The following is a 23,841-nucleotide window of genomic DNA, read 5'->3' on the forward strand; positions in this document are numbered from 1 at the left end:
TTGTAATACTTAATAGAGACCCTGAACCCTCAGGGTCTTTTGACTTTAAGGCTAGGTATTTGATGAATAAAGACCGCTATCCCGTCACCGGGGCAGGCTTCGGCTTTCGCCGTTGTATGTCCGAGACGCTAAAAGAGATTGATCCTAATGGATTTGATTTTCTAGAGATTGCTCCGGAAAACTGGATGGGGCTTGGTGGGCGTTTTGGTAAAGCGTTTAAACAATATACCGAACGACACCCTTTTATGGCTCATGGTCTATCTCTATCTATCGGTAGCCCTTCGCCTTTAGATATGGAATTTTTGACTCTCCTTAAAGTCTTTCTGAAAGAGCACAATATTCGCGGTTACTCCGAACATCTCAGCTACTGTTCTGATGATGGTCATCTTTATGATTTGATGCCTATTCCTTTTACTGCTGAAGCGGTGAAATACGTAGCAGAGAGGATCCGTCGAGTTCAAGATGTGCTTGAGCAAAGAATTGCGATGGAAAATGTCTCATACTACGCAGCGCCTGGTGCTGAGATGACTGAGCAAGAGTTCTTGTTAGCTGTTTTGGCAGAAGCGGACTGCGATCTGTTACTCGATGTTAATAACATCTATGTGAACAGTATCAACCATGGTTATGATGCTGAGACGTTCTTAAGGGCAATGCCTGCAGAACGGATTATGTATCTTCATATCGCAGGTCATTACAACGAGGCTGAAGACCTTATCGTTGATACGCATGGAGCACCTGTCGTTGATCCAGTTTGGTCTTTGTTGGAATCTACATATGATCAATTTGGTTTAGTGCCGACGTTATTAGAGCGTGACTTTAATATTCCGCCGCTGCCTGAACTATTAGCAGAGGTAGATCAGGTTCGTTCCTATCAAAATCAATGGAAGATGCGTCATGCACAAACCGTTGCCTGAAATGCCTAAGTTCCAGCAGCTGCAATACGAGTTTGCTGCACATATTCGTAATCCCGATGAGAATGATGGCCCCGATGGTATCGAAGACCGTCGCATGGGTATTTACCGAGACCTCTTCTTCAATAATGTTGAAGGCTTTTTGTCTGGAAATTTCCCGGTTTTAAAACAGATTAGTTCGAAAGAGTATTGGAATAAGTTGGCGCGCGGTTTTTTTGATAAACATCGTTGCCAGACACCTTACTTTCTTGAAATTGGTCAGGAATTTATTGCTTACGTTCAAAACGAGCGAGAACCGCAAGCAGATGATCCTGCATTTCTATTAGAGCTGATTCATTATGAATGGGTTGAACTCGCATTAGATGCGTCAGAGATAGAGCTACCTATGCAACATATTGATGTAAATGGAGATCTATTAACACAGCATCCCGTGCAATCGCCTTTGGCTTGGCTTCTTTCCTATCAGTATCCGGTACATTGCGTGCGTCCGGATTATCAGCCGACAGAACCTTCGGATACACCAACGTTCTTGATTGCTTACCGTAATCGAGAAGATGAAGTGCAGTTTATGGAAGTTAATTCTGTCACGGGACGGTTGCTGTACCTGTTATCTGAAGATGAATCGCTCACGGGTGAGCAGGCGTTACAGCAAATAGCGAATGAGATGCAACATCCTGATCCATCCCAAGTGGTTTCAGGCGGTTTAAGTACATTGGAGCATCTGCGTTCTAAGGGCATAGTGTTAGGTACAAGAGTTTAGTTACCACTCATTGGATAACGGGTGAGGTTATGTCGAATCCTATGGTTAGTTTTGTTAGTCGTTTACAAGATATCTTAGATAATACGAAGTGTGCAGATGGTCTAGCGCCTTTGTTGTTGAGATTGTATCTGGCGCCTGTGTTTTTGCAGGCGGGCTGGAATAAATATACTGGTTTCGAAAACACCGTTGAGTGGTTTGGAAACAAAGAGTTGGGTCTCGGTCTACCCTTACCAGAACTAATGGCTGCTTTGGCGACCGGCACTGAATTAATCGGTGGCGCACTTCTGTTGGTCGGTTTTGCTGTTCGCTGGATTAGCATTCCGTTAATGATAACTATGCTAGTGGCTGCATTTGCCGTGCATTGGGAAAACGGTTGGTTGGCTATCTCTGATGGGAGTAGTTGGTTGGCTAATGACAGAGTCATGGAGGCTCAAGAGCGTCTGGCTGCGGCTAAGAGTCTGCTGCAGGAGCATGGACACTATAATTGGCTAACAGGGCGTGGGTCTGTTGTTATTTTAAATAACGGTATTGAGTTTGCTATCACCTATTTCGTGATGTTGTTTAGTTTGTTCTTTACTGGTGCTGGACGATTCGTGAGTGTAGATTATTGGATCCGCCGCTGCTGTAAGTAAGATTAGAATTTAGATATAAAAAAGGCCTCGATTTAGAGGCCTTTTTTATTAGGGGATACAGATCGATTAACGCGGTTGTGTCGGATTAACGATCAGAGATACAAAAGCGTCGTTATACCAATGAGATGCACTAATGAGATCGGTAAAAGATTCAGACTCAAAAACGCGCTCTAAATAACATTCAAACAGTGCGCTGGATTCTTCGATCATTTGTTCAGCTTGTGCAAAAGTAAAGTTCATATACACCTCAATAGTTAACCTGACTCCTTCAGACTTCTATCCCAAATAAAAACCCGAGCATTTTAATCGGGTTTTATACTTTAGTCAAAATTTTGTTTAATTATTGATCAGGTGTTTGGTTATAAGCTTTTGTTAGTTTGGTTATCGGATGAAGGCGTTTGCGACCCTACGGAATCTTTTATTTCATCTAGCATATCGTTTAGCAAAGGCGCGCATTCATTACTCGCGTCTAAAGCATTGTCGATAACCTGGCCGACTGTGGGAGATTCCTTCTGATTCAGCGCTTGTTGATCATCCATACATTGCATGTAGTTCTTCAGATAGATAGAACTCGTCTTTCCCGTGCTTTCAAGCTGCTCGATACTCTCGGGCAATGTGAGTAACCAATCAGGAATCTTTTCTAAATGTTCATTTGCTTGTGCTGATGCCGAAAAAGTCACTAGTGCAGTGCAGATCAATGCGCGTAAATACAGCATATAAGCCTCCAAAAGCTATAGGCGTATATTAATTAGTTTAGCCTGAAGAAGAGCTGAATCAGTCTCGCTATCGTTGAGGCGGATGCTATTCGACCGTGATTGAATCAACCGTTATTTCTTTATCTGTGATTCTAAAGCGAACGTTAAGATCGTGTAACTTTATTCCGTAGCTTTTTTCGGTATCGTTCTTTTTATAGGCCGGACGCGGATCACATTTCAGAAGTTCGCTAAGTTGCTGCTTTAACGGTTGTTGTAACCGGGTTTCACTGGCTGAAATTTCTTGTTGGGCTTGATCCGAGAATACAACTGGTTGAGCTAGAAGGGTGATTTCATCTGCCATTGGGTATTCAGCATCAGAGATAATGTCTGAGTATGGAAGGTATGGCTTTATATCGATGACAGGAGTGCCATCTAATAGGTCTGCACCACTAATCACTAATTCAATTCCGCTAGAGGTTTTTTCTATGCTGACTAAGCGTACAGGAGATAACCCGATAGGATTGGGGCGAAAAGGTGAGCGTGTGGCGAATACCCCAAGCCTTTTATTTCCGCCTAAGCGAGGAGGACGGACTGTAGGTTTCCAGCCTTTATCAATGCACTCACTAAATAGGAAAACGAGCCAAATATGGCTGCAGTTTTCCAAGCCCCTAACAATCTCATCACTGGAAAACTCTTCTAAGATCTCAACACGAGCTGTTACGCTTTTCGCTAAATTTGGCTGCCTAGGGATGCCAAATTTCTCTTTATAAGGGCTTCGGATGACGGCGATTGGAACTATAGAATAGGTATTTGGCATAAGTGATGTCGCAAATTAGTTGTCACTAGTCTTAACCTCAGGTTTGTACTCTTTATTTTCCTTTAATGCCACTACTCTTCTTTTTATTCTTTAGCACACTATTTATCTGTTCGAGCTAAAGCTAATCCATAGACCTGTTCAGCACCGGCATTGAGTAACGCGAGGCTCGCTGCTTCTAAAGTCGCGCCTGTAGTCATTACATCATCAATTAACAATATTCGTTTATGTAATATCGGCTTGCATTTGAAAGCGCCTTTTTGATTCTTGAGTCGTTCTTTACGGGATAGGGAGCGCTGTTGTGGTGTGCTCTTTATTTTGATCAGTGATTTATGGTCTGAGGGTATATTGCTGTATTGGCTAATCTTCTCGCAGAGGAGCGCTGCTTGATTAAAGCCTCGTTTCATAAGGCTATATCTATGCATGGGGATAGGCATCAAGCAATCGATGGGTTGGTGAGTTGTCAAATGGTCAGCCATCAGTCGTGCTATATGGCTTATAAACTGAGTATTACGATTGAATTTAATGCCGCTAATGAGTTGGTTAATAGGAAATTGATAGTGGAAAAGTGCTTGAGCTTGCTTAAAGGCCGGTTGTTTCTTTTGGCATTGACCACAAATTAAGTTGTCTTGATCGCTAGGGAGGGGAAGAGCGCAGACTTTGCAGCAGTACTCTAGCCAAGGCAGGTCTTGTAAACAGCTAGAGCAGATATTGCTTTTAGAGGGCTTATCAAGCTTGAGCTGGCATAGAATGCATAGGTTAAAAAACAAGCTGTAGTCTACTGGTGGTTTTTTCATTGGTTGACAGTTCCTTCTGTCAGGATAAAATTGTCGCTTTATTTTGGTACGTTTTATCGTGGTGCTAGGCTTCCTGCCTGTATCGCTATTTTCTCGGGAGAAGAAGCAAGATGCAACAACTAGGTGCAATTCGTCATGACTGGACAGAAGCAGAGGTAAAAGCTCTGTTTGAACTGCCTTTTAATGATCTGATGTTTAAAGCGCAAATAGTGCATCGCGAAAACTTCGACCCGAATGAAGTTCAGGTTAGTACGCTGCTTTCTATTAAAACAGGTGCGTGCCCAGAAGATTGTAAATACTGCCCGCAGAGTGGTCATTACAATACTGGTCTGGAAAAAGAGCGCTTGATGCAAGTTGAAAAAGTATTGGAGAAGGCTCGTAAAGCCAAAGAAACAGGTTCAACCCGTTTCTGCATGGGCGCGGCGTGGAAGCACCCAGCAGATAAAGACATGCCTTATGTAATCGAAATGGTTCAAAAGGTCAAAGAGATGGGTTTAGAAACCTGCATGACTTTGGGTATGTTGGATGAAGGCAAGGCTCAACAGCTTGCGGATGCGGGTTTGGACTATTACAACCATAACTTGGATACCTCTCCTGAGTTTTACGACAAAATTATCACTACCCGTACTTACCAGGATCGTTTAGACACGCTACAGAATGTTCGTGATTCCGGTATGAAGATTTGTAGTGGTGGTATTTTGGGTATGGGCGAAACGGCCAAGGATCGCTACGGTTTATTGATGCAACTAGCGAATATGCCAGTGCAGCCTGAAAGTGTACCAATCAATATGCTGGTTAAAGTATCGGGTACACCGCTAGAAAATGTTGAAGATTTAGATCATATTGATTTCATTCGTATGATTGCGGTGGCACGTATCATGATGCCTAAATCTCATGTTCGTTTGTCTGCTGGTCGTGAAAAAATGAGCGATGAAATGCAGGCGATGACATTCTTTGCTGGTGCTAACTCTGTTTTCTACGGAGAGTGTCTGTTAACCACACCAAATCCAGAAACACATCGCGATGTTCAATTATTTAAGAAATTGGGTATCAACATGGAGCAACGTATCTCTGATACGGATGAAACCCAAGAAGCAGCATTAATGAGCAACCTGCAGAAGCAGCAGGACAGTTCTCACTTCTACGAAGCTTAATAGCTTATAGGAGGTAGCGAAGACTACCTCCTACTCTATACCTCTTAGAGAGTTACTATGTCTTTTGACTCCTTATCTGAAGAGCTGCAGCAGCGAAAGCAGCAATCTCTTTATCGTCAACGCCGTACGTTAGAAACACCGCAGCAACCTATGGTGAGCGTGGATGGGCGCGAGTATCTTGCCTTCTGCTCAAATGACTATTTGGGATTGGCTAATCATCCTGATGTTATCCAAAGCTTTCAAAAAGCGGCAGATAAGTATGGTGTTGGTGGTGGTGCTTCACATTTAGTGAATGGGCATAGCCAGGCTCACCATGAACTAGAAGAGGCGCTTGCTGAATTTACAGGCAGACCAAGAGCGCTACTTTTCTCAACCGGGTATATGGCGAATATAGGTGCCGTAAATGCTTTATTGGATAAACAAGATGCGGTATTTCAGGACCGCTTAAATCATGCTTCTTTATTGGATGCCGGTTTACTTTGTGGCGCACGTTTTCAGCGTTACTTGCATAATGACCCAGAGAGCTTAAATACACGCCTGAGTAAATCAGAAACACGACGTAAGTTAGTGGTTACTGATGGCGTATTTAGTATGGACGGTGATGTGGCTGATCTGCCTGCACTCGCTTCAGTGTGTCGTGATCATAATGCTTGGTTAATGGTAGATGATGCGCATGGCTTTGGTTGTTTAGGTGAGCAAGGTGGTGGCTGTGCGGAATATTTTGCTATGGGGCCGAATTCACCGGAAGTGCTGGTGGGCACCTTGGGCAAAGGCTTTGGTACTGCGGGTGCATTTGTAGCCGGTTCTGAAGAGCTTATAGAGACCTTAATTCAACACGCTAGAACCTATATCTACACTACAAGCATGCCGCCAGCAGTGGCTGCTGCTACCTTAACGAGTTTGCGTATATTGCGTGAAGAAAACTGGCGTAGAGAAAAGCTCGAAGCGTTGATCCAGCAATTTCGAAAAGGTTGTGATGATTTGGGTTTGGACCTAATGGACTCTCCAACGCCGATTCAGCCAATTGTAATTGGCGAATCAGATAAAGCGATCCAAATTAGTCAGGGGCTTGAGCGAGAAGGCATATTCATCAGTGCGATTCGTCCGCCAACCGTTCCTCAAGGCAGCGCACGATTAAGAGTGACCTTAAGTGCCGCGCATACAGAAGCGCAAGTTGAGCGCTTATTAGGCACTTTAGAAAAAGTTATTAAAGAGCAGGCGTAGATGAGCCAAGTAAAGCTTTATAAAGAGTACCGCGAGAACCAAGGTAAGCCTGAACTAGTTCTATTACACGGCTGGGGGATGACAGGGCAGGTATGGGGCCCATTTGCTGATCAATTAGCAGAGCATTTTAGCCTAACGATTATCGATCTACCGGGTTTGGGCCGTTCACAAGAGTTTCCTACCCCTTATACGCTTGATGCAGTATTGGATCTGCTAGTGGAGCAGGTGCCTGAATCGGCAATCTGGTTAGGTTGGTCGATGGGTGGACAGATCGCCGTTGCTTTTGCGGATCGTTTCCCTTCGCGTGTGGATAAGTTGATTACTATTGCTTCTAATCCTTGTTTTGTTCAGCGCGATGATTGGCCATCGGCTATGGATGAAGCAACGCACCAAGCTTTCGAAACATCGCTTGCTCAGAATCAGAAAAAGACCTTAACCCGTTTTGTCATGCTGCAAACGCAAGGAGCTGAAGCAGGTCGAGAGATCCTGAAGGCACTTAAAGTGATCCTATCGGATGTGGAGCATTCGGCAGTTGAAGAGAGCTTGGCTTTATTGCGCTTAGATCAGCGTCCAGAGTTAAAGAATCTAGCTGTACCGGTGTTACACCTATTTGGTGAAGTCGATCACCTTGTTCCAAATTCAGCAGCAGAAGCTTGTCAGAGTATAAGTGGTGGTGAAGTGGTGACTTATGCCGGTGCGGGCCACTTACCTTTCCTTTCCCATCAAGCTGACGTGGTCGCTGATATTCTTGGTTTTGTTCAAGGGGATCAATCATAGTGGATCTGTTGATTGATAAGCGCCGTGTAGCGGATTCATTTAGTAAGGCTGCTCAGACGTACGACAGTGTTGCTGACTTGCAAAGAGAGGTGGGGCAAGAGTTATTAGCTTATCTTCCTGAGCAAACTGTATCCACCATGATGGATTTAGGCTGTGGTACAGGCTACTTTACCCCTAAGCTGAAGCATGCCTACCCTGATTCAACTTTACTTAATCTAGATTTAGCATTGGGGATGTTGCAGTTCTCCCGTGCGCAGCGCTGTGAAGATCAAACTCATTGGATCTGTGCTGATGCTGAGGCGTTGCCGATTGCTGATCTGCAGTTAGATCTGATCTTTTCAAGTTTGGCGATACAGTGGTGTGAAGACGTCGAGGGTTTGTTCTCAGAGATAAGCCGTGTGTTAAAGCCGGGTGGTCGCTTTGTGGTTGCTACGCTGGGGCCCGATACCCTTAAAGAGCTTCGTCAAGCTTGGTCCCATGCGGATAGCTTCACCCATGTGAATCAGTTTATGCCAGTGGAGCAGTTAAAGGCTGCTCTGCCGGCAGCGCTTTGCTGTCAAACGTTAGAGCAACAGAATAAGGTTCTACGTTATTCGCAGTTAAAACAGCTAACAGATGAGCTTAAAAGGCTTGGGGCGCACAATATGAACGCAGGTCAGCAACAAGGTCTGACTGGGCGAGAGCGGGTACGCCGTTTTAAAGAAGGTTATGAACAGCAACGTTTGAATGATGGGGCTTTGCCGGCGACCTATCAGGTTATATACGCTGTATTTGAAAAAGAAGTTTAGGAGTTAGGTTGTGGGTAAGCGAAGTTTCTTTGTTGCAGGTACAGATACCGATGCTGGAAAAACCGTAGTTTCTACGGGACTGATTGAAGCCGCTAATCAGCGTGATCTAAGAACGATTGGTTTGAAGCCTATTGCCGCTGGATGTGAAGAAACAGATGACGGCTTACGAAATTCTGATGCACTTGCTCTACAAGAGGTGGCATCCGTTGCTATGGCGTATGAGCAAGTAAACCCTTTTGCATTTAAGCCTCCTATCGCACCGCATATTGCCGCAATGAAAGAAAACCGTGTATTAAGCGCTGATCGCATAGCTGCGATGTGTAAAGGCGCTTTAATGCAGCCTGCTGATTTTGTGATTATTGAAGGCGCAGGTGGTTGGCGAGTGCCACTAAGTTTTCGTGAAACGATGGCTAATATCCCTAAGCTTTTGAATGTGCCAGTGATCATGGTAGTGGGTATGAAGCTTGGTTGTATTAATCATGCTTTGTTGACTGCTGAAAGTATCTCCCGCGATGGTCTTCAGTTAGCTGGCTGGATTGCTAACCGTGTTGATCCAGAAATGGATTGTTATGGTGAGAATGTTGAAACAATCGCAAACATGCTGCGTGCACCTCTACTTGGCGAAGTGCCATATCTAGATGAACCTTCGGCCAAAAATGTTGCCCAATATATTGATCTCGATTTATTGTTGAATAATTAACATGATCAAAAAATGAACATCTTATCTCGATGTTCTATAATTACTGTTGCCATAGCTGTGTTTAAAAAATATAGAGGTGGTGGCTATGAATGTAACCAATGCTTTGCAGACAGGTTTGGTCGGTATTAATCGTGGTTTAGACAACGCGCCACGAGCTGCCAGTGATGCAACTGGCTCGGGTAAGCCAGACCAACCTGAAGAAGCAACAGGCCGTGATCAAAACCAAGCGGTACTAGAATCAGCTGCAGGTACAGATGTAGAAGCTGCTGCGACAAAAGTTGTCAGTCAATTGGAAGAACCAGGCGAGCCTGGTGCGATTATTAATGTACGTGTGTAAGCGTATATTAACTAATAAATGGATGTGGTGAACTAGGTGAAAGCAGAAGCTGCTTTGCACATAATCAACAGAGGGTATAGCTGATGCAGATATTCAATGCAGCTAATTCCCAAGCACTGAATGCGAGTGCAATACCGCAAGAACTTCGCTCGAGTGAAGCGAGGAAGGTGCTTGCGACTGTTGAAAATGTGGCGCCTGAACAAGAGCTGCAATCCAGCCGCGGCTTGGTTAACCGAGATCGCGTGACCCTTTCGGCCGAAGCGGCCGAGCTATCCCGCCTTGCCAGCACAAGGTCCACAGAACTCGAACGAGAAGATGGAGAACTTGTTGGTTTGGAATCTGATGATGCTGAGTTGGTAGGCTTGGAATCTTCATCACCATCTTCTGCTCCTCCTCCAGCTTCATTAGGTGTTTCTAAGTCTGAGCAAGCACAAGAGCAGCAAGAGCTCGAAATAACCCGAGAGCTTGCTAAACGGGATCGTGAAGTTAGAGCTCATGAGCAGGCGCACGCTACAATCGGTGGGCAATATACCTCTGCTCCGAGTTATACCTATGAACGTGGTCCGGATGGTCGCCTTTATGCGGTTGCCGGCGAAGTAAAAATAGATACATCCCCAGTGCCGAATGATCCAGAGGCGACTTTAGAAAAAGCAGAAACTATCCAGCGAGCTGCGCTAGGTGTAGCGGAACCATCTGCGGCTGACCGTGCAGCAGCGGCTGATGCTCGTGCCATGGCTGCTGAAGCACGAGTTGAAATTCTTCAGCAAGAGGAAGATGTAAAAGCTGAAGAGGCGAGTGCTGCTGAAGACTCAGAATCTGAAGAAGAGGATGATTCTCCAACTGCAGGTGAGCGTTTACAGGAATTTAGAGATCAGCAACAGACTCGTTCTGATGGTGCTGCTGAAGCTCTAAGTGACTTTAATGAACGAATGAAAGACATTAATAAAGAGCTGGCACAGATCAACAAAAAGCTAGTTGATGCCGGTGTCTTCCAAAAGCTTTTCCCTGAAGGCTCTCTACTCGATCAGCAAGTTTAAGCTGATAATCCTTTCCTACTGTAAATAATCCAATATGAGCTGTGTAAATTCAGCCGGTTTTTCCGCGTGCGGCCAATGGCCAGCACTTTGGATGATTTTGTAATCTGCCTTAGGGAATAGTCCTAAAACCGCATCGCGATATTTAGGCAGTAGATAATCCGATTTAGCGCCTTTAATAAATAGGACTGGATTTGTATAGGGGTTACCTTGAGGAGCTGCGCTAATGTTTGAGTATTGGCTATGCAGTGCGTCTAAGTTCATTCGCCATGCAAATTTCTTATCTTTAGTGCGGTAAAGATTCTTCAGCAAGAATGCTCTAACACCCAATTCATCGACGTAGTCTGCAAGCTGTTTGTCTGCATCGCTGCGTGATTTAAGGGATGCTAGATCAACAGAAAATAGTCCTTTGAATACATCGTCATGATGGGGTGTATATTCCACTGGGGCTATATCAACAATAACCAGCTTTGCTATCAGTTCTGGATGAGTAATAGCAAATTGCATTGCTGCTTTACCGCCCATTGAGTGACCGATAATGTGGGCTTTGTTGAGCTTTAAATCCTGCATCAACTCAGCAATGTCACTAGCCATTAGTTCGTAGTCGATCTCCGCCGAGTGTGGAGAGCGGCCGTGATTTCTCATGTCGGCAGCGATCACTTGGAAGTGCTCTGACAGAACCTTGATTTGAGCGCCCCAGTTTTCAAGGGTGCCAAAAAGGCCGTGCAAAATTATTAAAGGTTCACCTTCGCCGTGAATCTGATAGTTCAGTTTCATTATCTATTACTCAAAATAAAGGCGGCGCTGATAAGTCAGGGCCGCCTTGGGTATTAACTTACTTAGATATTACAGAATATCTAGTAGCTCTACGTCAAATACAAGCGCAGAGTAAGGAGGGATGCCGCCTGGAGAACCTTGCTCACCGTAAGCTAGGTTGTAAGGGATAAATAGCTTCCATTTAGCGCCTTTGTTCATTAGCTGAAGAGCTTCAGTCCAGCCAGCGATTACGCCGCCAACAGGGAATTCTGCTGGTTGACCGCGATCGTAAGAACTGTCGAATACTTTACCGTCAGTGAAAGTGCCGTGGTAGTGGGTACGAACAGTGGATTCGCGAGAAGGTTTGTCGCCTTCTTCACCTGCTTCGATGATTTCGTACTGTAGGCCTGATTCAAGAACAACAACGCCTTCACGTTTAGCGTTTTCAGCTAGGAATTCTTCACCGGCAGCAGCTGCTTCTTTAGCTTGTGCTTCTTGAACTGCACGAAGACGTTCGTTGATTACGTTGAACGCTTCTTGGATCTCTTGAACTTCTACGCGCATCGCTTCGCCGTTGAAAGAATCCGCGATACCTGCAGAGATGGCATTCAGGTCCATGCCTTCGAATGGCTGTTGTGCCAGCTGGTCGCCCATTTGACGGCCGATACCGTAGCTTGCTTTCTGTTCTAGTGTTTCAAATTGAAGATCAGACATTTATTGATTCTCGTTGAGTCAAAAAAAGCGAGCAATCTCGCAGCTCGCTATAGAAAATTATTTGCTTAAAAACAATATGGGGTCGACGCGTGTATTATTCAAGCTTACACCCCAATGAAGATGTGGCCCAGTGGAACGACCTGTCGATCCTATCTCCCCAAGCTTGTCACCTGTTTGAAGTACGTCACCGATTTCTACATCAATTTTGCTCATATGGCAGTACATTGTTGTCATGCCGTAACCATGATCCACAATGACTGTTTTGCCATTAAAGAAGTAGTGTCCAGTGTCGACAACAGTGCCTGCAGATGGCGCGGTAATTGGCGTGCCTTTAGGTGCTACAATATCTAATCCGCTGTGAGGGTTGCGAGGCTGCTTATTATAAAAACGCTTTAAGCCAAATGGGCTGCTATAAGGGCCTTCAGCAGGAGTAACAAACCGAGTCGGTAATTGCTCAGGTTCACTCCAGTGTTTGTATGCTGCGACCATTTTAGCTTTCTCGCGGCGCCAGCGTTTTACATCTTCTGGATCAGGCTCTACGTGGCGTTTGTTTTTTATAGTTAGGTATTGAGCCTTGTAGGCTTTGTCTTCAACCTGGAAATAATACGAGGTTCCGTCCGCTCTTAGATGCTGTTTCTTGTCTGGTTTGGCGCTTAATGGGATGCCTGCAACAGCAATCCATTTGCTAGTGTCAGCGTATGCGGTATCTGTTGAAGGTAGCACCATAACGCGATTTCCCTTATACCAAGCGGATGGCGCGATAGCTGATGTTAGGCCTTCAAGCGGTAAAATGGCTACGCCGCCAGGTACACGGCTTTCAGTTGGAAGTTCTAGAGCTTGCGCATTGATGCTGAAAGCGCATAAGCCTGTAAAGAGTATAAGTGATTTGGTGAATGCTTTTCTGATCATATTAATGTTCCGTGATGACTTCATCTACGCTGCAGTGAAGTTGTCCTTTGTGTAATTGAACTTCTATTTTTTGTCCGCTGACAACATCAGAGGCTGATTGAATAACTTTTTTGTCACTATCTTTGGTGATGGAGTAGCCTCGCTCTAGCGTAGCAAGTGGGCTAACAGTTTGTAACTGGCTCGCCAGCGAAGAAAGCTTTAATTGCTGACTTTTTAAACTTGATTGGCATGCTTGCTTAAGGCGTTGATACAGCGCTTGGAGCTGTTCTTCCCTGCGCAGCAACAGCTGTTCAGGTGATTGAGCCTTTAAGCGACCTTCCAATTGCTGATATTTGATCTGCTTTTGCGCGAGGATGCGTCTGATTTGATTGTTCAGTTTTAGCTCTACATGATCTAAGCGTTGAGTTTGCTCTTTTAAAATCTGGCCAGGATGGCGCAATCGACTTTGTAGATTTGAAAGTTGCTGCTTGGCGGTAAAAAGCTGTTGCTTTTGTTGGCGCTTAAGTCGAAGGCTGAGCTGATTTAAGCGTAGTTGTAGCTCTTGTTGGTCTGGGCTGACTAATTCTGCAGCAGCGGAGGGGGTTGCTGCGCGGATATCGGCTATAAAGTCCGTAATGACCACATCAACTTCATGTCCTACAGCACTGATAGTGGGTATTTCACAGTCAAATAAAGTGCGTGCAACTTGTTCGTTGTTGAAAGCTTGCAGATCTTCAAGTGAGCCTCCGCCGCGTCCCACGACGAGAACGTCACAAACTTGATGCGCTTCAGCCAGAATTATCGCTTTGCAGATTTGTTGCGGGGCATCTTCGCCTTGCACGGCTGTCGGATAAATAGTGACGGGCAAGCCAGGGAAGCGCCTTTTTAGCACCGTTAAAATATCGTGTACTGCCGCACCTGTAGGTGAGGTGACGATGCCAATGTGTTTGGGGTGTTCCGGAAGCGCTTGTTTTTGTTTGCTGTCAAACAAACCCTCTTTCAAGAGTTTGTTCTTTAGCTCTTCAAAAGCAACTTGAAGTTGACCGCTGCCAGCGGGTTCTAGGAAGTCGCAGATTAATTGATAGTCGCCACGCCCTTCATACAAGCTAACTTTAGCGCGGACAATAACTTTGTCCCCTTGTTTGGGTTGCTTGCTTAACACTTGGTTGCGGTTCTTAAACATGGCGCAGCGCACTTGGGCTTTGTCATCTTTAAGAGTGAAATACCAGTGGCCAGAACTAGGGCGAACAAAGTTAGAGATCTCGCCTTCCACTTGAATAGTAAGAAATGATCGTTCAAGCAAAGTGCGTGCTTGCCTATTTAGTTCCGAGACACTGATCGCATGGGATTGAGTGCCAGATTTAAAGCTATTTGAGTTCTGCATGGCCCTCATATTAAACGATCTATTCGCGTTCCTGCATCCGAAAGCAAAAAAAATGAAAACTAGCCCGTAATTACCTTGTAATTTACAAGTTTTAGATTGAGACAAAAGGCTAATTTCTGTATAATTTCCCGTTTAAATTTTACTTACTACACAGGCTGGCAAAGAATGTTGCGAATTGCTGAGGAAGCACTCACTTTTGACGATGTGTTGCTGGTTCCGGGCTACTCTGAAGTACTGCCAAAGGACGTTTCACTGAAAACTCAACTGACTAAAGGTATTCAACTGAATATTCCTTTGGTCTCTGCTGCTATGGATACCGTGACTGAATCCGGTTTGGCTATAGCTATGGCGCAGGAAGGCGGTATCGGGATCATCCATAAGAACCTGACAATTGAGCAGCAAGCTGCTGAAGTTCGTCGCGTTAAAAAATATGAAGCAGGTGTTGTAAGTGACCCTGTAACTTGCAGCTCTACTATGACTGTAGGTGAACTACGTCAGCTGTCTGCTGAAGTTGGTTTCTCCGGCTTCCCTGTTGTTGATGGCGACGATCTGGTTGGTATTGTGACTGACCGTGATTTCCGTTTTGAACGTAAGCTAGATGCGACTGTTGCTTCTATCATGACGCCAAAAGAGCGTTTGGTAACAGTAAAAGAGGGTGTAGACCCTGATGAAGTTCGCAATCTGCTTCGTAAGCACCGTATTGAAAAAATCCTAGTTGTTGATGATGCCTTCAAATTACAAGGTATGATGACAGTTAAGGATATGAATAAGGCTCAGTCTCATCCTAATGCTGCTAAAGATGCTAAAGGTCGTTTGATCGTTGGTGCTGCAGTTGGTACTGGTCCTGAAACACCAGATCGTGTAACTGCACTTGTTAAAGCTGGTGTTGATGTAGTTATTGTTGATACCGCGCACGGTCACTCTAAAGGAGTTATCGATCGCGTTGCTTGGGTTAAAGAGACTTACCCACAGGTACAAGTGATTGGCGGTAACATTGCTACTGCTGAAGCAGCAATTGCGCTAGCCGATGCAGGTGCTGATGGTGTTAAAGTTGGTATCGGCCCTGGTTCTATCTGTACTACACGTATCGTTGCAGGTGTTGGTGTGCCTCAGATCAGTGCTGTAGCTAATGTTGCTACTGCTATGGCTGAACGTGGTGTTCCAGTTATCGCTGACGGTGGTGTGCGTTTCTCTGGTGATCTAGCTAAAGCGATTGTTGCGGGTGCATCTGCGATCATGGTTGGTTCTATGCTAGCGGGTACTGATGAAGCGCCAGGTGAAGTTGAACTATTCCAAGGTCGAGCATTCAAGTCTTACCGTGGCATGGGTTCTCTAGGTGCAATGGGTCAATCTTCAGGTTCTTCTGACCGTTACTTCCAAGATGCGTCTAAAGGCGTTGAGAAGTTGGTGCCAGAAGGTATTGAAGGTCGTGTACCTTGTAAAGGTCCAATGGGCGGCGTAGTTCACCAGTTAGTAGGTGGCTTGCGTGCTGCGATGGGCTACACCGGTAGTGGCGATATTAAAACTATGCGTACAGTTCCGCAGTTTGTACGTATCACCAACGCAGGTATGAGCGAAAGTCATGTTCACGATGTGAGCATCACTAAAGAAGCGCCAAACTACCGCGTAAGCTAAGTAAATAAACTCTGAAAAGAGGGGTGGATAGAATCCGCCCCCTTTTTTTTTTGCGGCGACGCTAATGTCGCAAAGTGAAGAGATTGAAGGTTATGACCAAAGATATTCACGCTCAACGAATTCTGATTTTAGATTTTGGTTCTCAGTACACGCAGTTGATTGCACGTCGTGTACGTGAAATCGGTGTTTACTGTGAAATTCACGCTTGGGATATGTCTGAAGACGATATCCGTGAGTTTGCACCTAAAGGTATCATCCTTGCTGGTGGTCCAGAGTCTGTTACTGAAGGTGATTCACCTCGTGCACCTGAGGTTGTATTTAACCTGGATGTGCCAGTGTTGGGTATCTGCTACGGCATGCAGACTATGGCTGCTCAGATGGGCGGTGAAGTTTCTACATCCGATAAGCGTGAATTTGGTTATGCCCAGGTTCGTTTAGAAAGCAGCCCAAGCCGTCTACTTGAAGGTATTGAAGATCACGTTGCAAACAATGGTGCTCTCTCTCTAGATGTATGGATGAGCCATGGCGATAAAGTTACTACGCTGCCAGAAGGCTTTGCAGTAATTGCATCGACTGAATCTGCTCCGATTGCAGCAATGTGCAATCCTGAGAAGCAGTTCTTTGGTGTTCAGTTCCACCCTGAGGTGACACACACGAAACAGGGTGGTCGTATCCTTGAGCGTTTTGTTGTTGAGATTTGTGGTACTGAAGCGTTATGGAACTCTGCAAACATCATTGCAGACCAGATCGAAAAAGTACGCGAGCAGGTAGGTGATCAGAAAGTTCTTCTAGGTCTATCTGGCGGCGTTGATTCTTCGGTTGTGGCAGCATTGCTTCATAAGGCCATCGGCGATCAGCTGACTTGTGTGTTTGTTGATAACGGTCTTCTGCGTAAGCAGGAAGGCGATCAGGTAATGGACATGTTCGCTAAGAACATGGGTGTTCGCGTTATCCGTGCTGATGCTGAAGATCTATTCCTAGGTCGTTTGGAAGGTGAAAACGACCCAGAGAAGAAGCGTAAGATTATCGGTAATACTTTCATTGAAGTATTCGATGACGAAGCGACTAAGCTAACTGATGTTAACTTCCTAGCGCAGGGTACGATCTACCCAGACGTAATTGAGTCTGCTGCTGCGAAGACGGGTAAGGCGCATGTGATTAAGTCTCACCACAATGTGGGTGGTCTGCCTGAAGATATGCAGTTTGAGCTAGTTGAGCCGCTACGTGAGCTGTTTAAGGACGAAGTGCGTAAGCTGGGTCTTGAGCTGGGTCTTCCATACGATATGGTTTACCGTCACCCGTTCCCAGGCCCTGGTTTAGGCGTGCGTATTCTGGGTGAAGTTAAGAAAGAATATGCTGATATCTTGCGTGAAGCGGATGCGATCTTCATTGAAGAGCTGCATAAAGCTGATTGGTACCACAAGACAAGTCAGGCATTTGCGGTATTCCTACCGGTTAAATCTGTAGGTGTTGTAGGTGATGGTCGTCGTTACGAATACGTTATTGCTATTCGTGCGGTAGAGACAATCGACTTTATGACAGCGCGTTGGGCTCACCTACCATATGAGCTGCTAGAAACTGTATCTAGCCGTATTATCAATGAGATCCCTAAAGTATCTCGTGTTACTTACGATGTGAGCTCTAAGCCGCCTGCAACAATTGAGTGGGAATAAGTATTCTTTAAGCTGAATTGTTATGATAAAAAGCCTGCTTTTGTGCAGGCTTTTTAGTGTTTGGAGAAAGGTGAATGGATCAGCGAGAGACAGATGAGCTCTGGATGGAAGAGGCTTTACTGCTGGCGGATCGAGCCGAAGAAATTAACGAAGTGCCAGTTGGTGCTATCGTTGTTTTGGATGGTGAGATAATTGGTAGGGGCTGGAATCAGCCGATCAGTGGTCATGATCCAACTGCACATGCTGAGATACTAGCGCTGAGGGATGCGGCGGCTAATGTCGGTAACTACAGGCTGGTCGGTGCGGATCTCTATGTAACGATTGAGCCTTGTACTATGTGCACTGGGGCGATTGTTCATTCTCGTATTCGTCGTGTTGTTTTTGGGGCGGTTGAAGCTAAAGCTGGAGCTGTTCAGAGTAATGGTCAACTGCTTGATCAGGCTTGGATGAATTATCGCGTAGAGGTTGAGGCTGGTGTGTTAGCTGAGCGTTGCAGCGAAAAAATTAGTGCGTTCTTCAAGCGTCGTCGTGCCGAAATCAAGGCCGAAAAATTAGCTAAGAAACAGAGTTAGCTATTTAGAGTTAACTACAGGGCGGGTAGAAGATCCTCGACTACTTGTCCTTTATTCCAGCTTTCATGGTCCGGGTTTAGGTCCGCTTCTTCATCTTGGCGCTTGGTTTGGAGAACCTGCATCTCCCAGCTAAGTAGCTTCATGTATTTTCGAATATTACTGACATAGTGCACAGGTTCGTAACCGCGTGCATAGCCGTAACGGACAGTGCTGTAATGTCTTTCTTGAGTAAGTAGCGGAAGGTGTCTTTTTACATCATCCCACTTATCTGGGTTTAGACCGGCTCTTGAGGTCAATACACGCGCATCCTCTAAATGACCGTATCCTACGTTGTAACCTGCGAGTGCGAACCATAAGTGGTCGGGATCAGGAATACGATCTGGAATTTTCTTCTTTACGATTACAAGGTAATGAGCACCGCCGATAATGCTTTGCATGGGGTCTGTCCGGTCGGTGACATTAACCTCTTTAGCTGCAGCATTGGTTAGCATCATGATCCCTTTGACGCCTGTAGGGGAGACTGCTTTTGGATCCCAGTGAGATTCTTGGTAGGCAATGGATGCTAATAACTGCCAGTCTATGCCTGTTTCCTGTTCGGCCATAAGGAAATACTGTTCGATCTTAGGAAAGCGTGTGAGCATGTCTTTCTTGAATGTCGTGGTGTCGTAGAAATTAAGTGGATTGCTGCGATTAAAATATTTTTCTTTTAGTGATTCGATCAGTTTCTGTGTACTTTCAAGGGCTAGGAAGCGATTAATCGAATCGCGTAAGGTTTGGTCGTGATGAGGTGAAAGCATCCAGGCTAGAGGTTGCGGCTCGTCCAAATCAAAGCCTTTTTTAAGGCCAGGAAAAAAAGTTTTTTGGCTATCGAAAGTAACAGCATCAACGACGGTGTAGTCGATCTCTTTATTTTGAACTTGTTCCATCAGCTCTGTAGATGAATAGGTACTGGTTTCGTCCCAAGTTAGTTCTGGATATGGAGCTTTTAGGCTTTGTAAAAGTTCTGCATGGCTGCTGTTGGCTAATACGACTAATTTTTTACCGGGTTTAAGAAGGTCGGAAATGTCTTTGGGTGCTTTCTTGCCTTTGGTTTGGCGGTATATCAGTGTTGTCGTGGTTTTGAGATAGGGTTGGGTAAACTCAAACTTTTCTCGTCGTTCATCGGTGATCGTAAGCATAGAGCCCGCAATATGACCATCGCGTGCGCTCATCGTCGTGAAAATAGAGCTGAAATCATCAGGAAGAACCAATTCGAGTTCTACTCCAAGATGGTCGGCATAAGCTTTGGCTAAATCGTATTCAAAACCTGCTGGCTTACCTTTTTCAATAAAATAAGTGTTCGGTGAGTTACGTGTAACGAGTTTTATCGCGCCAGATTCTATGATCGCGCCTAGCTGGGTTTTGCTATTCCAGCTCAATAAGCCCGGAATACAGAGCAAAAGAAAAATAACCAGAGCATATGCTGCATCTTTTTTGCGACTAATATCAAACATCGTACTGCTTTTCTGGTATCCAACTGGCTGTTTCGGTAAAATTCACTACTTATATTTCTCCTGTAACTACTGCTTTATATTTGCAGCTATCAAGAGGCTCTATTAGAGATGCTGGCACTGCGCGGAGCACCTGCTCTTTCTGCTTTTCGTCATGAAAAGTTACTTACCGTTATTCAGTCTTCAGTTCCTGCTGTAACAGGTCTATATGCTGAATTTATGCATTTTTCCGATTTGTCACAAGCTTTATCGGACGATGAGCAAAAAGTATTGGAACGTATTTTACGTTACGGACCAAAAGCTGAGGCTCAGGAGCCAGCGGGTCAGCTGTTTTTAGTTGTTCCTCGCCCGGGCACTATATCGCCTTGGTCGTCGAAGGCAACTGATATCGCTCACAACTGTGGCTTATCAGCGATCAAGCGTCTGGAGCGTGGTATCGCGTACTACGTTCAAGCATCGAAAGATCTTACTGATGCTGAAGTAGAAGCTGTGCAGGCTGCATTGTTCGATCGCATGGTTGAAGCTGTATTGCCAAGTATAGATGACGCGTCTGCGCTTTTCTTAGAAGAAGAGCCGAAGCCACTGACGACTGTAGATATTTTGGGTGGCGGTCGTGAAGCGTTGGTTGCAGCGAATACAGATCTTGGCCTAGCGTTGGCTGAAGATGAGATTGATTACCTAGTTGAAAGCTTTATTGAGCTAGATCGGAATCCGACAGATGTTGAATTGATGATGTTTGCTCAGGCGAACTCTGAACACTGCCGTCACAAGATCTTTAACGCTTCATGGGATATCGATGGCGAAGCGCAGGAGAAATCGCTGTTTGCCATGATTCGTAACACCAATGAAATGGGTGGCGAGAACGTACTGTCGGCGTATAAAGATAACGCTGCGGTAATGGTTGGTTCTAAAGCGGGTCGATTCTTCCCAAAACCGGATAGTAAAGAGTACAGCTACAATCAGGAAGATATTCAGATTCTGATGAAAGTTGAAACTCATAACCACCCAACTGCAATTGCGCCTCACTCGGGTGCAGCGACGGGTTCAGGTGGTGAAATTCGTGATGAAGGTGCGACTGGTAAAGGTTCTAAGCCGAAAGCTGGCCTTACTGGTTTCACAGTGTCTGATCTAAATATTCCTGGCTTCGAACAGCCATGGGAATCTAAATACGGTAAGCCAGAGCGTATTGTCACTCCTCTGGATATCATGATCGAAGGCCCAATTGGCGGTGCTGCATTTAACAACGAATTTGGTCGTCCTGCGCTAACGGGTTACTTCCGTACTTTCGAACAGAAAGTAAACGGTGCTGCGGGTGAAGAAGTTCGCGGTTACCACAAGCCAATAATGATTGCGGGTGGTTTAGGTAATATTCGTGATGAGCACGTTGAAAAGGGCGAAATCCCAGTAGGCGCTAAGCTGATTTGCCTTGGTGGTCCTGCGATGCAGATTGGTCTAGGCGGTGGTGCTGCATCTTCTATGACTTCGGGTTCTTCTACTGCAGATCTAGATTTCGCATCTGTGCAGCGTGATAACCCTGAGCTAGAGCGTCGTTGCCAAGAAGTTATCGACCAGTGCTGGCAGTTGGGTGATGAAAACCCTATCGCATTTATCCACGACGTAGGTGCAGGCGGTCTTTCCAATGCTTTCCCTGAATTGGTAGGTGATGGCAATCGCGGTGCTAACTTTGAACTACGTAATGTAAACAACGATGAACCAGGTATGTCGCCGTTGGCTATCTGGTGTAACGAAGCGCAAGAGCGTTATGTTATGGCGGTGGCTCCAGCTGATATGGCTCGCTTTGAAGCGATCTGTGAACGTGAGCGCTGCCCATACGCTGTTGTAGGTGAAGCGATTGAAGAGATGCACCTAACATTAGGTGACACTCACTTCGAGAATAAGCCAGTTGATCTACCTATGAGCGTGTTGTTTGGCAAGCCGCCAAAAATGCACCGTTTTGTAGAACGTAAAGCATACGAAGTACCTTCTTTCGATACGAGTTCGATCGATCTTAAAGATGCGGCTGAGCGTGTAATGAAGCTGCCTGCGGTAGCTTCTAAGTCTTTTTTGATCACTATCGGTGACCGTTCGATTACTGGTCAAGTAGCGCGTGATCAAATGGTTGGTCCATGGCAGGTTCCTGTGGCTAACTGTGCGGTAACGACTGCTGCTTACGATACATATACAGGTGAAGCGATGGCAATGGGTGAGCGTACCCCGCTTGCATTGGTTGACTCTCCTGCGTCTGGTCGTATGGCGATTGGTGAGACTGTTACTAACATCGCGTCTGCTCGTATTGGTGACATTAAAGACATTAAACTGTCTGCAAACTGGATGTGTGCTGCTGGCCACCCAGGTGAAGATGAAAAATTATATGACACTGTAAAAGCTGTGGGTATGGAGTTGTGTCCGCAGTTGGGTATCACTATTCCTGTAGGCAAAGACTCCATGTCTATGCGTACCGTGTGGGAAGATGAAGGCGAACAAAAATCTGTAACTGCGCCGATGTCTTTGATTATTACAGGCTTTGCCCCTGTAGCAGATGCGCGTAAAACATTGACGCCTCAGTTACGCACTGATCAAGGTGAAACTGACCTGATTCTTTTGGATCTAGGTAATGGTAAAAACCGTATTGGTCTTTCTGCATTAGCTCAGGTTTATAACGAAGTCGGTCAAGATGTTCCTGATGTTGATCAGCCAGAGCAACTTGTAGCGTTCTTTGCAGCGATTCAAGAACTGAACGAGCAAGGTCAAATCCTTGCATACCATGACCGTGCTGATGGCGGTCTATTTGCGACGATCGCTGAGATGGCATTTGCTGGTAAAACTGGCGTAGATCTAAATCTAGATATGCTCGCTGGTGAAGAGAGTGAGTTGGCTGCAGCATTGTTTGCTGAAGAGCTAGGTGCCGTTATTCAGGTTAAGCGTGATAGCTTAGAAGTGGTTCTTACTGAGCTGAATGCAGCCGGTCTTGGTGATATTGCTCAGGTTGTAGGTTCTACTAATTTGGATGATGAGATTCGCTTCCACTTCGATGAGGAAGAGATCTATTCTGAGTCCCGTGCGCAGCTTCAGCGCTGGTGGGCAGAAACGTCTTACCAGATTCAATCTCTGCGTGATAACTCTGAGTGTGCGCAACAAGAATTTGATCGTATTCTTGATAAACAAGATCCAGGTCTGAATGCTGAACTTACGTTTGATCAGAATGAAGACGTTGCTGCACCATTTATTCAGACGGGTGCACGCCCGCAGATGGCTATCGTTCGTGAGCAGGGTGTAAACGGTCAGATTGAAATGGGCGCGGCGTTTGACCGTGCTGGTTTTGCAGCTGTTGATGTCCATATGAGTGATATCCTTTCTGGTCGCGTTGAGCTTGATCAGTTTAAAGGTCTGGTTGCCTGTGGTGGCTTCTCGTATGGTGACGTGTTGGGTGCAGGTGAAGGTTGGGCTAAATCGATCCTATTTAACGTACGTGCACGTGATCAATTCCAGCAGTTCTTTAACCGTGAAGACACGTTTGCATTAGGTATCTGTAACGGTTGTCAGATGCTGTCTAACTTGCATGAATTGATTCCTGGTTCTGACTTATGGCCTCACTTCGTACGTAACGTTTCAGAGCAGTTTGAAGCGCGTGTTGCTATGGTAGAAGTTCAAGATTCTAAATCTGTGTTCTTGCAGGGTATGGCGGGTTCTCGTATGCCAATCGCTGTGGCGCATGGCGAAGGTCGAGCAGAATTCAAAGATGAAACGCACCTAGCGGGACTTAAGTCATCTGATACAGTGGCTCTACGTTATGTGGATAACTACGGTCAGCCTACAGAGATTTACCCTGCGAACCCGAATGGTTCACCAGAAGGTATTACAGGTGTTACAACTACTGACGGTCGTGTGACTATTATGATGCCGCATCCGGAGCGTGTCTTCCGTACTGTAACTAACAGTTGGGCGCCAGATGAATGGTCTGAGGATGGTGCGTGGATGCGCATGTTCCGCAATGCGCGGGTTTGGGTAGGTTAATTCCTATATTGTATAAAAAGGCAGCCAAGGCTGCCTTTTTTATTGCTCGTAATTTAAGGGAAAGGCAAAACGATGAAAAAAAAGGCGCTCAA

The 23,841-nt window shown here is 45.5% G+C and carries 23 protein-coding genes; 14 read left to right on the top strand and 9 right to left on the bottom strand.

All coding sequences use genetic code 11. The features are described 5' to 3' along the window. The first annotated feature begins 62 nt into the window (after positions 1 to 62). The 3 genes from ACMXYR_RS03035 to ACMXYR_RS03045 are packed head-to-tail and all read left to right on the top strand — an operon-like array spanning position 63 to position 2,303. A complete protein-coding gene (locus tag ACMXYR_RS03035) occupies positions 63 to 914 on the top strand; it encodes a DUF692 domain-containing protein (protein ID WP_415902858.1) in 852 nt (283 codons plus the stop codon). Beyond that, positions 895 to 1,671, top strand: a complete 777-nt coding sequence (locus ACMXYR_RS03040; RefSeq protein WP_415902859.1) for a DUF2063 domain-containing protein — start codon at positions 895 to 897, stop codon at positions 1,669 to 1,671. Before ACMXYR_RS03035 ends, ACMXYR_RS03040 begins: the two co-directional genes overlap by 20 nt. Before the next feature lie 41 nt (positions 1,672 to 1,712). Beyond that, a complete protein-coding gene (locus ACMXYR_RS03045; protein WP_415903625.1) occupies positions 1,713 to 2,303 on the top strand; it encodes a DoxX family protein in 591 nt (196 codons plus the stop codon). A gap of 66 nt (positions 2,304 to 2,369) precedes the next feature. Here ACMXYR_RS03045 and ACMXYR_RS03050 read toward each other — a convergent pair whose 3' ends face one another. The 4 genes from ACMXYR_RS03050 to ACMXYR_RS03065 form a co-directional block, all read right to left on the bottom strand. After that, positions 2,370 to 2,543 (bottom strand): hypothetical protein, encoded by a 174-nt coding sequence (locus tag ACMXYR_RS03050; RefSeq protein ID WP_415883536.1) that lies wholly within the window; start codon positions 2,541 to 2,543, stop codon positions 2,370 to 2,372. A gap of 119 nt (positions 2,544 to 2,662) precedes the next feature. Further along, positions 2,663 to 3,019, bottom strand: coding sequence for a hypothetical protein (locus tag ACMXYR_RS03055; protein ID WP_415902860.1), 357 nt, complete (start codon positions 3,017 to 3,019; stop codon positions 2,663 to 2,665). An 85-nt stretch (positions 3,020 to 3,104) separates the two neighbouring features. Further along, positions 3,105 to 3,815, bottom strand: coding sequence for a tRNA (N6-threonylcarbamoyladenosine(37)-N6)-methyltransferase TrmO (gene tsaA / locus ACMXYR_RS03060; protein WP_415902861.1), 711 nt, complete (start codon positions 3,813 to 3,815; stop codon positions 3,105 to 3,107). 98 nt (positions 3,816 to 3,913) lie between these two features. Further along, complete coding sequence (locus ACMXYR_RS03065; RefSeq protein ID WP_415902862.1) at positions 3,914 to 4,609, bottom strand: ComF family protein; 696 nt, start codon at positions 4,607 to 4,609, stop codon at positions 3,914 to 3,916. Between the two features lie 110 nt (positions 4,610 to 4,719). Between ACMXYR_RS03065 and bioB the strand changes: the two genes are divergently transcribed. From bioB to ACMXYR_RS03100, 7 genes are all read left to right on the top strand, one after another. Then, positions 4,720 to 5,763 carry a biotin synthase BioB gene (gene bioB / locus ACMXYR_RS03070; protein WP_415902863.1) on the top strand — a complete coding sequence of 348 codons (1,044 nt, stop codon included), beginning with the start codon at positions 4,720 to 4,722 and terminating at the stop codon, positions 5,761 to 5,763. A gap of 57 nt (positions 5,764 to 5,820) precedes the next feature. Beyond that, complete coding sequence (gene bioF / locus ACMXYR_RS03075) at positions 5,821 to 6,987, top strand: 8-amino-7-oxononanoate synthase (protein WP_415902864.1); 1,167 nt, start codon at positions 5,821 to 5,823, stop codon at positions 6,985 to 6,987. Continuing rightward, positions 6,988 to 7,764, top strand: a complete 777-nt coding sequence (gene bioH / locus ACMXYR_RS03080; RefSeq protein WP_415902865.1) for a pimeloyl-ACP methyl ester esterase BioH — start codon at positions 6,988 to 6,990, stop codon at positions 7,762 to 7,764. Further along, the gene (gene bioC, locus ACMXYR_RS03085; protein ID WP_415902866.1) at positions 7,764 to 8,552 is read left to right on the top strand and encodes a malonyl-ACP O-methyltransferase BioC; all 789 of its coding nucleotides are present in this window, start codon (positions 7,764 to 7,766) and stop codon (positions 8,550 to 8,552) included. The genes bioH and bioC overlap by 1 nt, the downstream gene beginning before the upstream one ends. A gap of 10 nt (positions 8,553 to 8,562) precedes the next feature. Further along, a complete protein-coding gene (bioD, locus tag ACMXYR_RS03090) occupies positions 8,563 to 9,252 on the top strand; it encodes a dethiobiotin synthase (RefSeq protein ID WP_415902867.1) in 690 nt (229 codons plus the stop codon). Positions 9,253 to 9,337: 85 nt separating this feature from the next. Continuing rightward, positions 9,338 to 9,589 (top strand): hypothetical protein, encoded by a 252-nt coding sequence (locus ACMXYR_RS03095; RefSeq protein ID WP_415902868.1) that lies wholly within the window; start codon positions 9,338 to 9,340, stop codon positions 9,587 to 9,589. A gap of 83 nt (positions 9,590 to 9,672) precedes the next feature. After that, entirely contained in the window at positions 9,673 to 10,626 is a 954-nt protein-coding gene (locus tag ACMXYR_RS03100; RefSeq protein WP_415902869.1) for a putative metalloprotease CJM1_0395 family protein, read from the top strand. A 15-nt stretch (positions 10,627 to 10,641) separates the two neighbouring features. Here ACMXYR_RS03100 and ACMXYR_RS03105 read toward each other — a convergent pair whose 3' ends face one another. From ACMXYR_RS03105 to xseA, 4 genes are all read right to left on the bottom strand, one after another. After that, a complete protein-coding gene (locus ACMXYR_RS03105; protein WP_415902870.1) occupies positions 10,642 to 11,400 on the bottom strand; it encodes an alpha/beta fold hydrolase in 759 nt (252 codons plus the stop codon). A 69-nt stretch (positions 11,401 to 11,469) separates the two neighbouring features. Then, entirely contained in the window at positions 11,470 to 12,093 is a 624-nt protein-coding gene (locus ACMXYR_RS03110) for an FKBP-type peptidyl-prolyl cis-trans isomerase (RefSeq protein WP_415902871.1), read from the bottom strand. A gap of 57 nt (positions 12,094 to 12,150) precedes the next feature. Beyond that, positions 12,151 to 13,002, bottom strand: coding sequence for a peptidoglycan DD-metalloendopeptidase family protein (locus tag ACMXYR_RS03115; RefSeq protein WP_415902872.1), 852 nt, complete (start codon positions 13,000 to 13,002; stop codon positions 12,151 to 12,153). Position 13,003: 1 nt separating this feature from the next. Beyond that, positions 13,004 to 14,365: an exodeoxyribonuclease VII large subunit gene (xseA, locus tag ACMXYR_RS03120; protein WP_415902873.1), complete on the bottom strand. Its 1,362-nt coding sequence runs from the start codon at positions 14,363 to 14,365 to the stop codon at positions 13,004 to 13,006. Positions 14,366 to 14,530: 165 nt separating this feature from the next. On the opposite strand from xseA, the gene guaB reads away from it, so the two are divergent. The 3 genes from guaB to tadA all read left to right on the top strand — a co-directional run bounded on the left by guaB (position 14,531) and on the right by tadA (position 18,245). Next, positions 14,531 to 16,000 (top strand): IMP dehydrogenase, encoded by a 1,470-nt coding sequence (gene guaB / locus ACMXYR_RS03125; protein ID WP_415902874.1) that lies wholly within the window; start codon positions 14,531 to 14,533, stop codon positions 15,998 to 16,000. 92 nt (positions 16,001 to 16,092) lie between these two features. Continuing rightward, positions 16,093 to 17,673, top strand: a complete 1,581-nt coding sequence (guaA, locus tag ACMXYR_RS03130) for a glutamine-hydrolyzing GMP synthase (RefSeq protein WP_415902875.1) — start codon at positions 16,093 to 16,095, stop codon at positions 17,671 to 17,673. A gap of 74 nt (positions 17,674 to 17,747) precedes the next feature. After that, complete coding sequence (gene tadA, locus ACMXYR_RS03135) at positions 17,748 to 18,245, top strand: tRNA adenosine(34) deaminase TadA (RefSeq protein WP_415902876.1); 498 nt, start codon at positions 17,748 to 17,750, stop codon at positions 18,243 to 18,245. Between the two features lie 14 nt (positions 18,246 to 18,259). Here tadA and mltF read toward each other — a convergent pair whose 3' ends face one another. Further along, the gene (gene mltF, locus ACMXYR_RS03140) at positions 18,260 to 19,738 is read right to left on the bottom strand and encodes a membrane-bound lytic murein transglycosylase MltF (RefSeq protein ID WP_415902877.1); all 1,479 of its coding nucleotides are present in this window, start codon (positions 19,736 to 19,738) and stop codon (positions 18,260 to 18,262) included. 108 nt (positions 19,739 to 19,846) lie between these two features. Between mltF and purL the strand changes: the two genes are divergently transcribed. Beyond that, entirely contained in the window at positions 19,847 to 23,749 is a 3,903-nt protein-coding gene (gene purL, locus ACMXYR_RS03145; protein ID WP_415902878.1) for a phosphoribosylformylglycinamidine synthase, read from the top strand. Positions 23,750 to 23,841: the final 92 nt, after the last annotated feature.

Origin of the sequence: Neptuniibacter sp. QD29_5 (assembly GCF_047778125.1) — a bacterium.
Classification (GTDB): Bacteria; Pseudomonadota; Gammaproteobacteria; order Pseudomonadales; family Balneatricaceae; genus Neptuniibacter.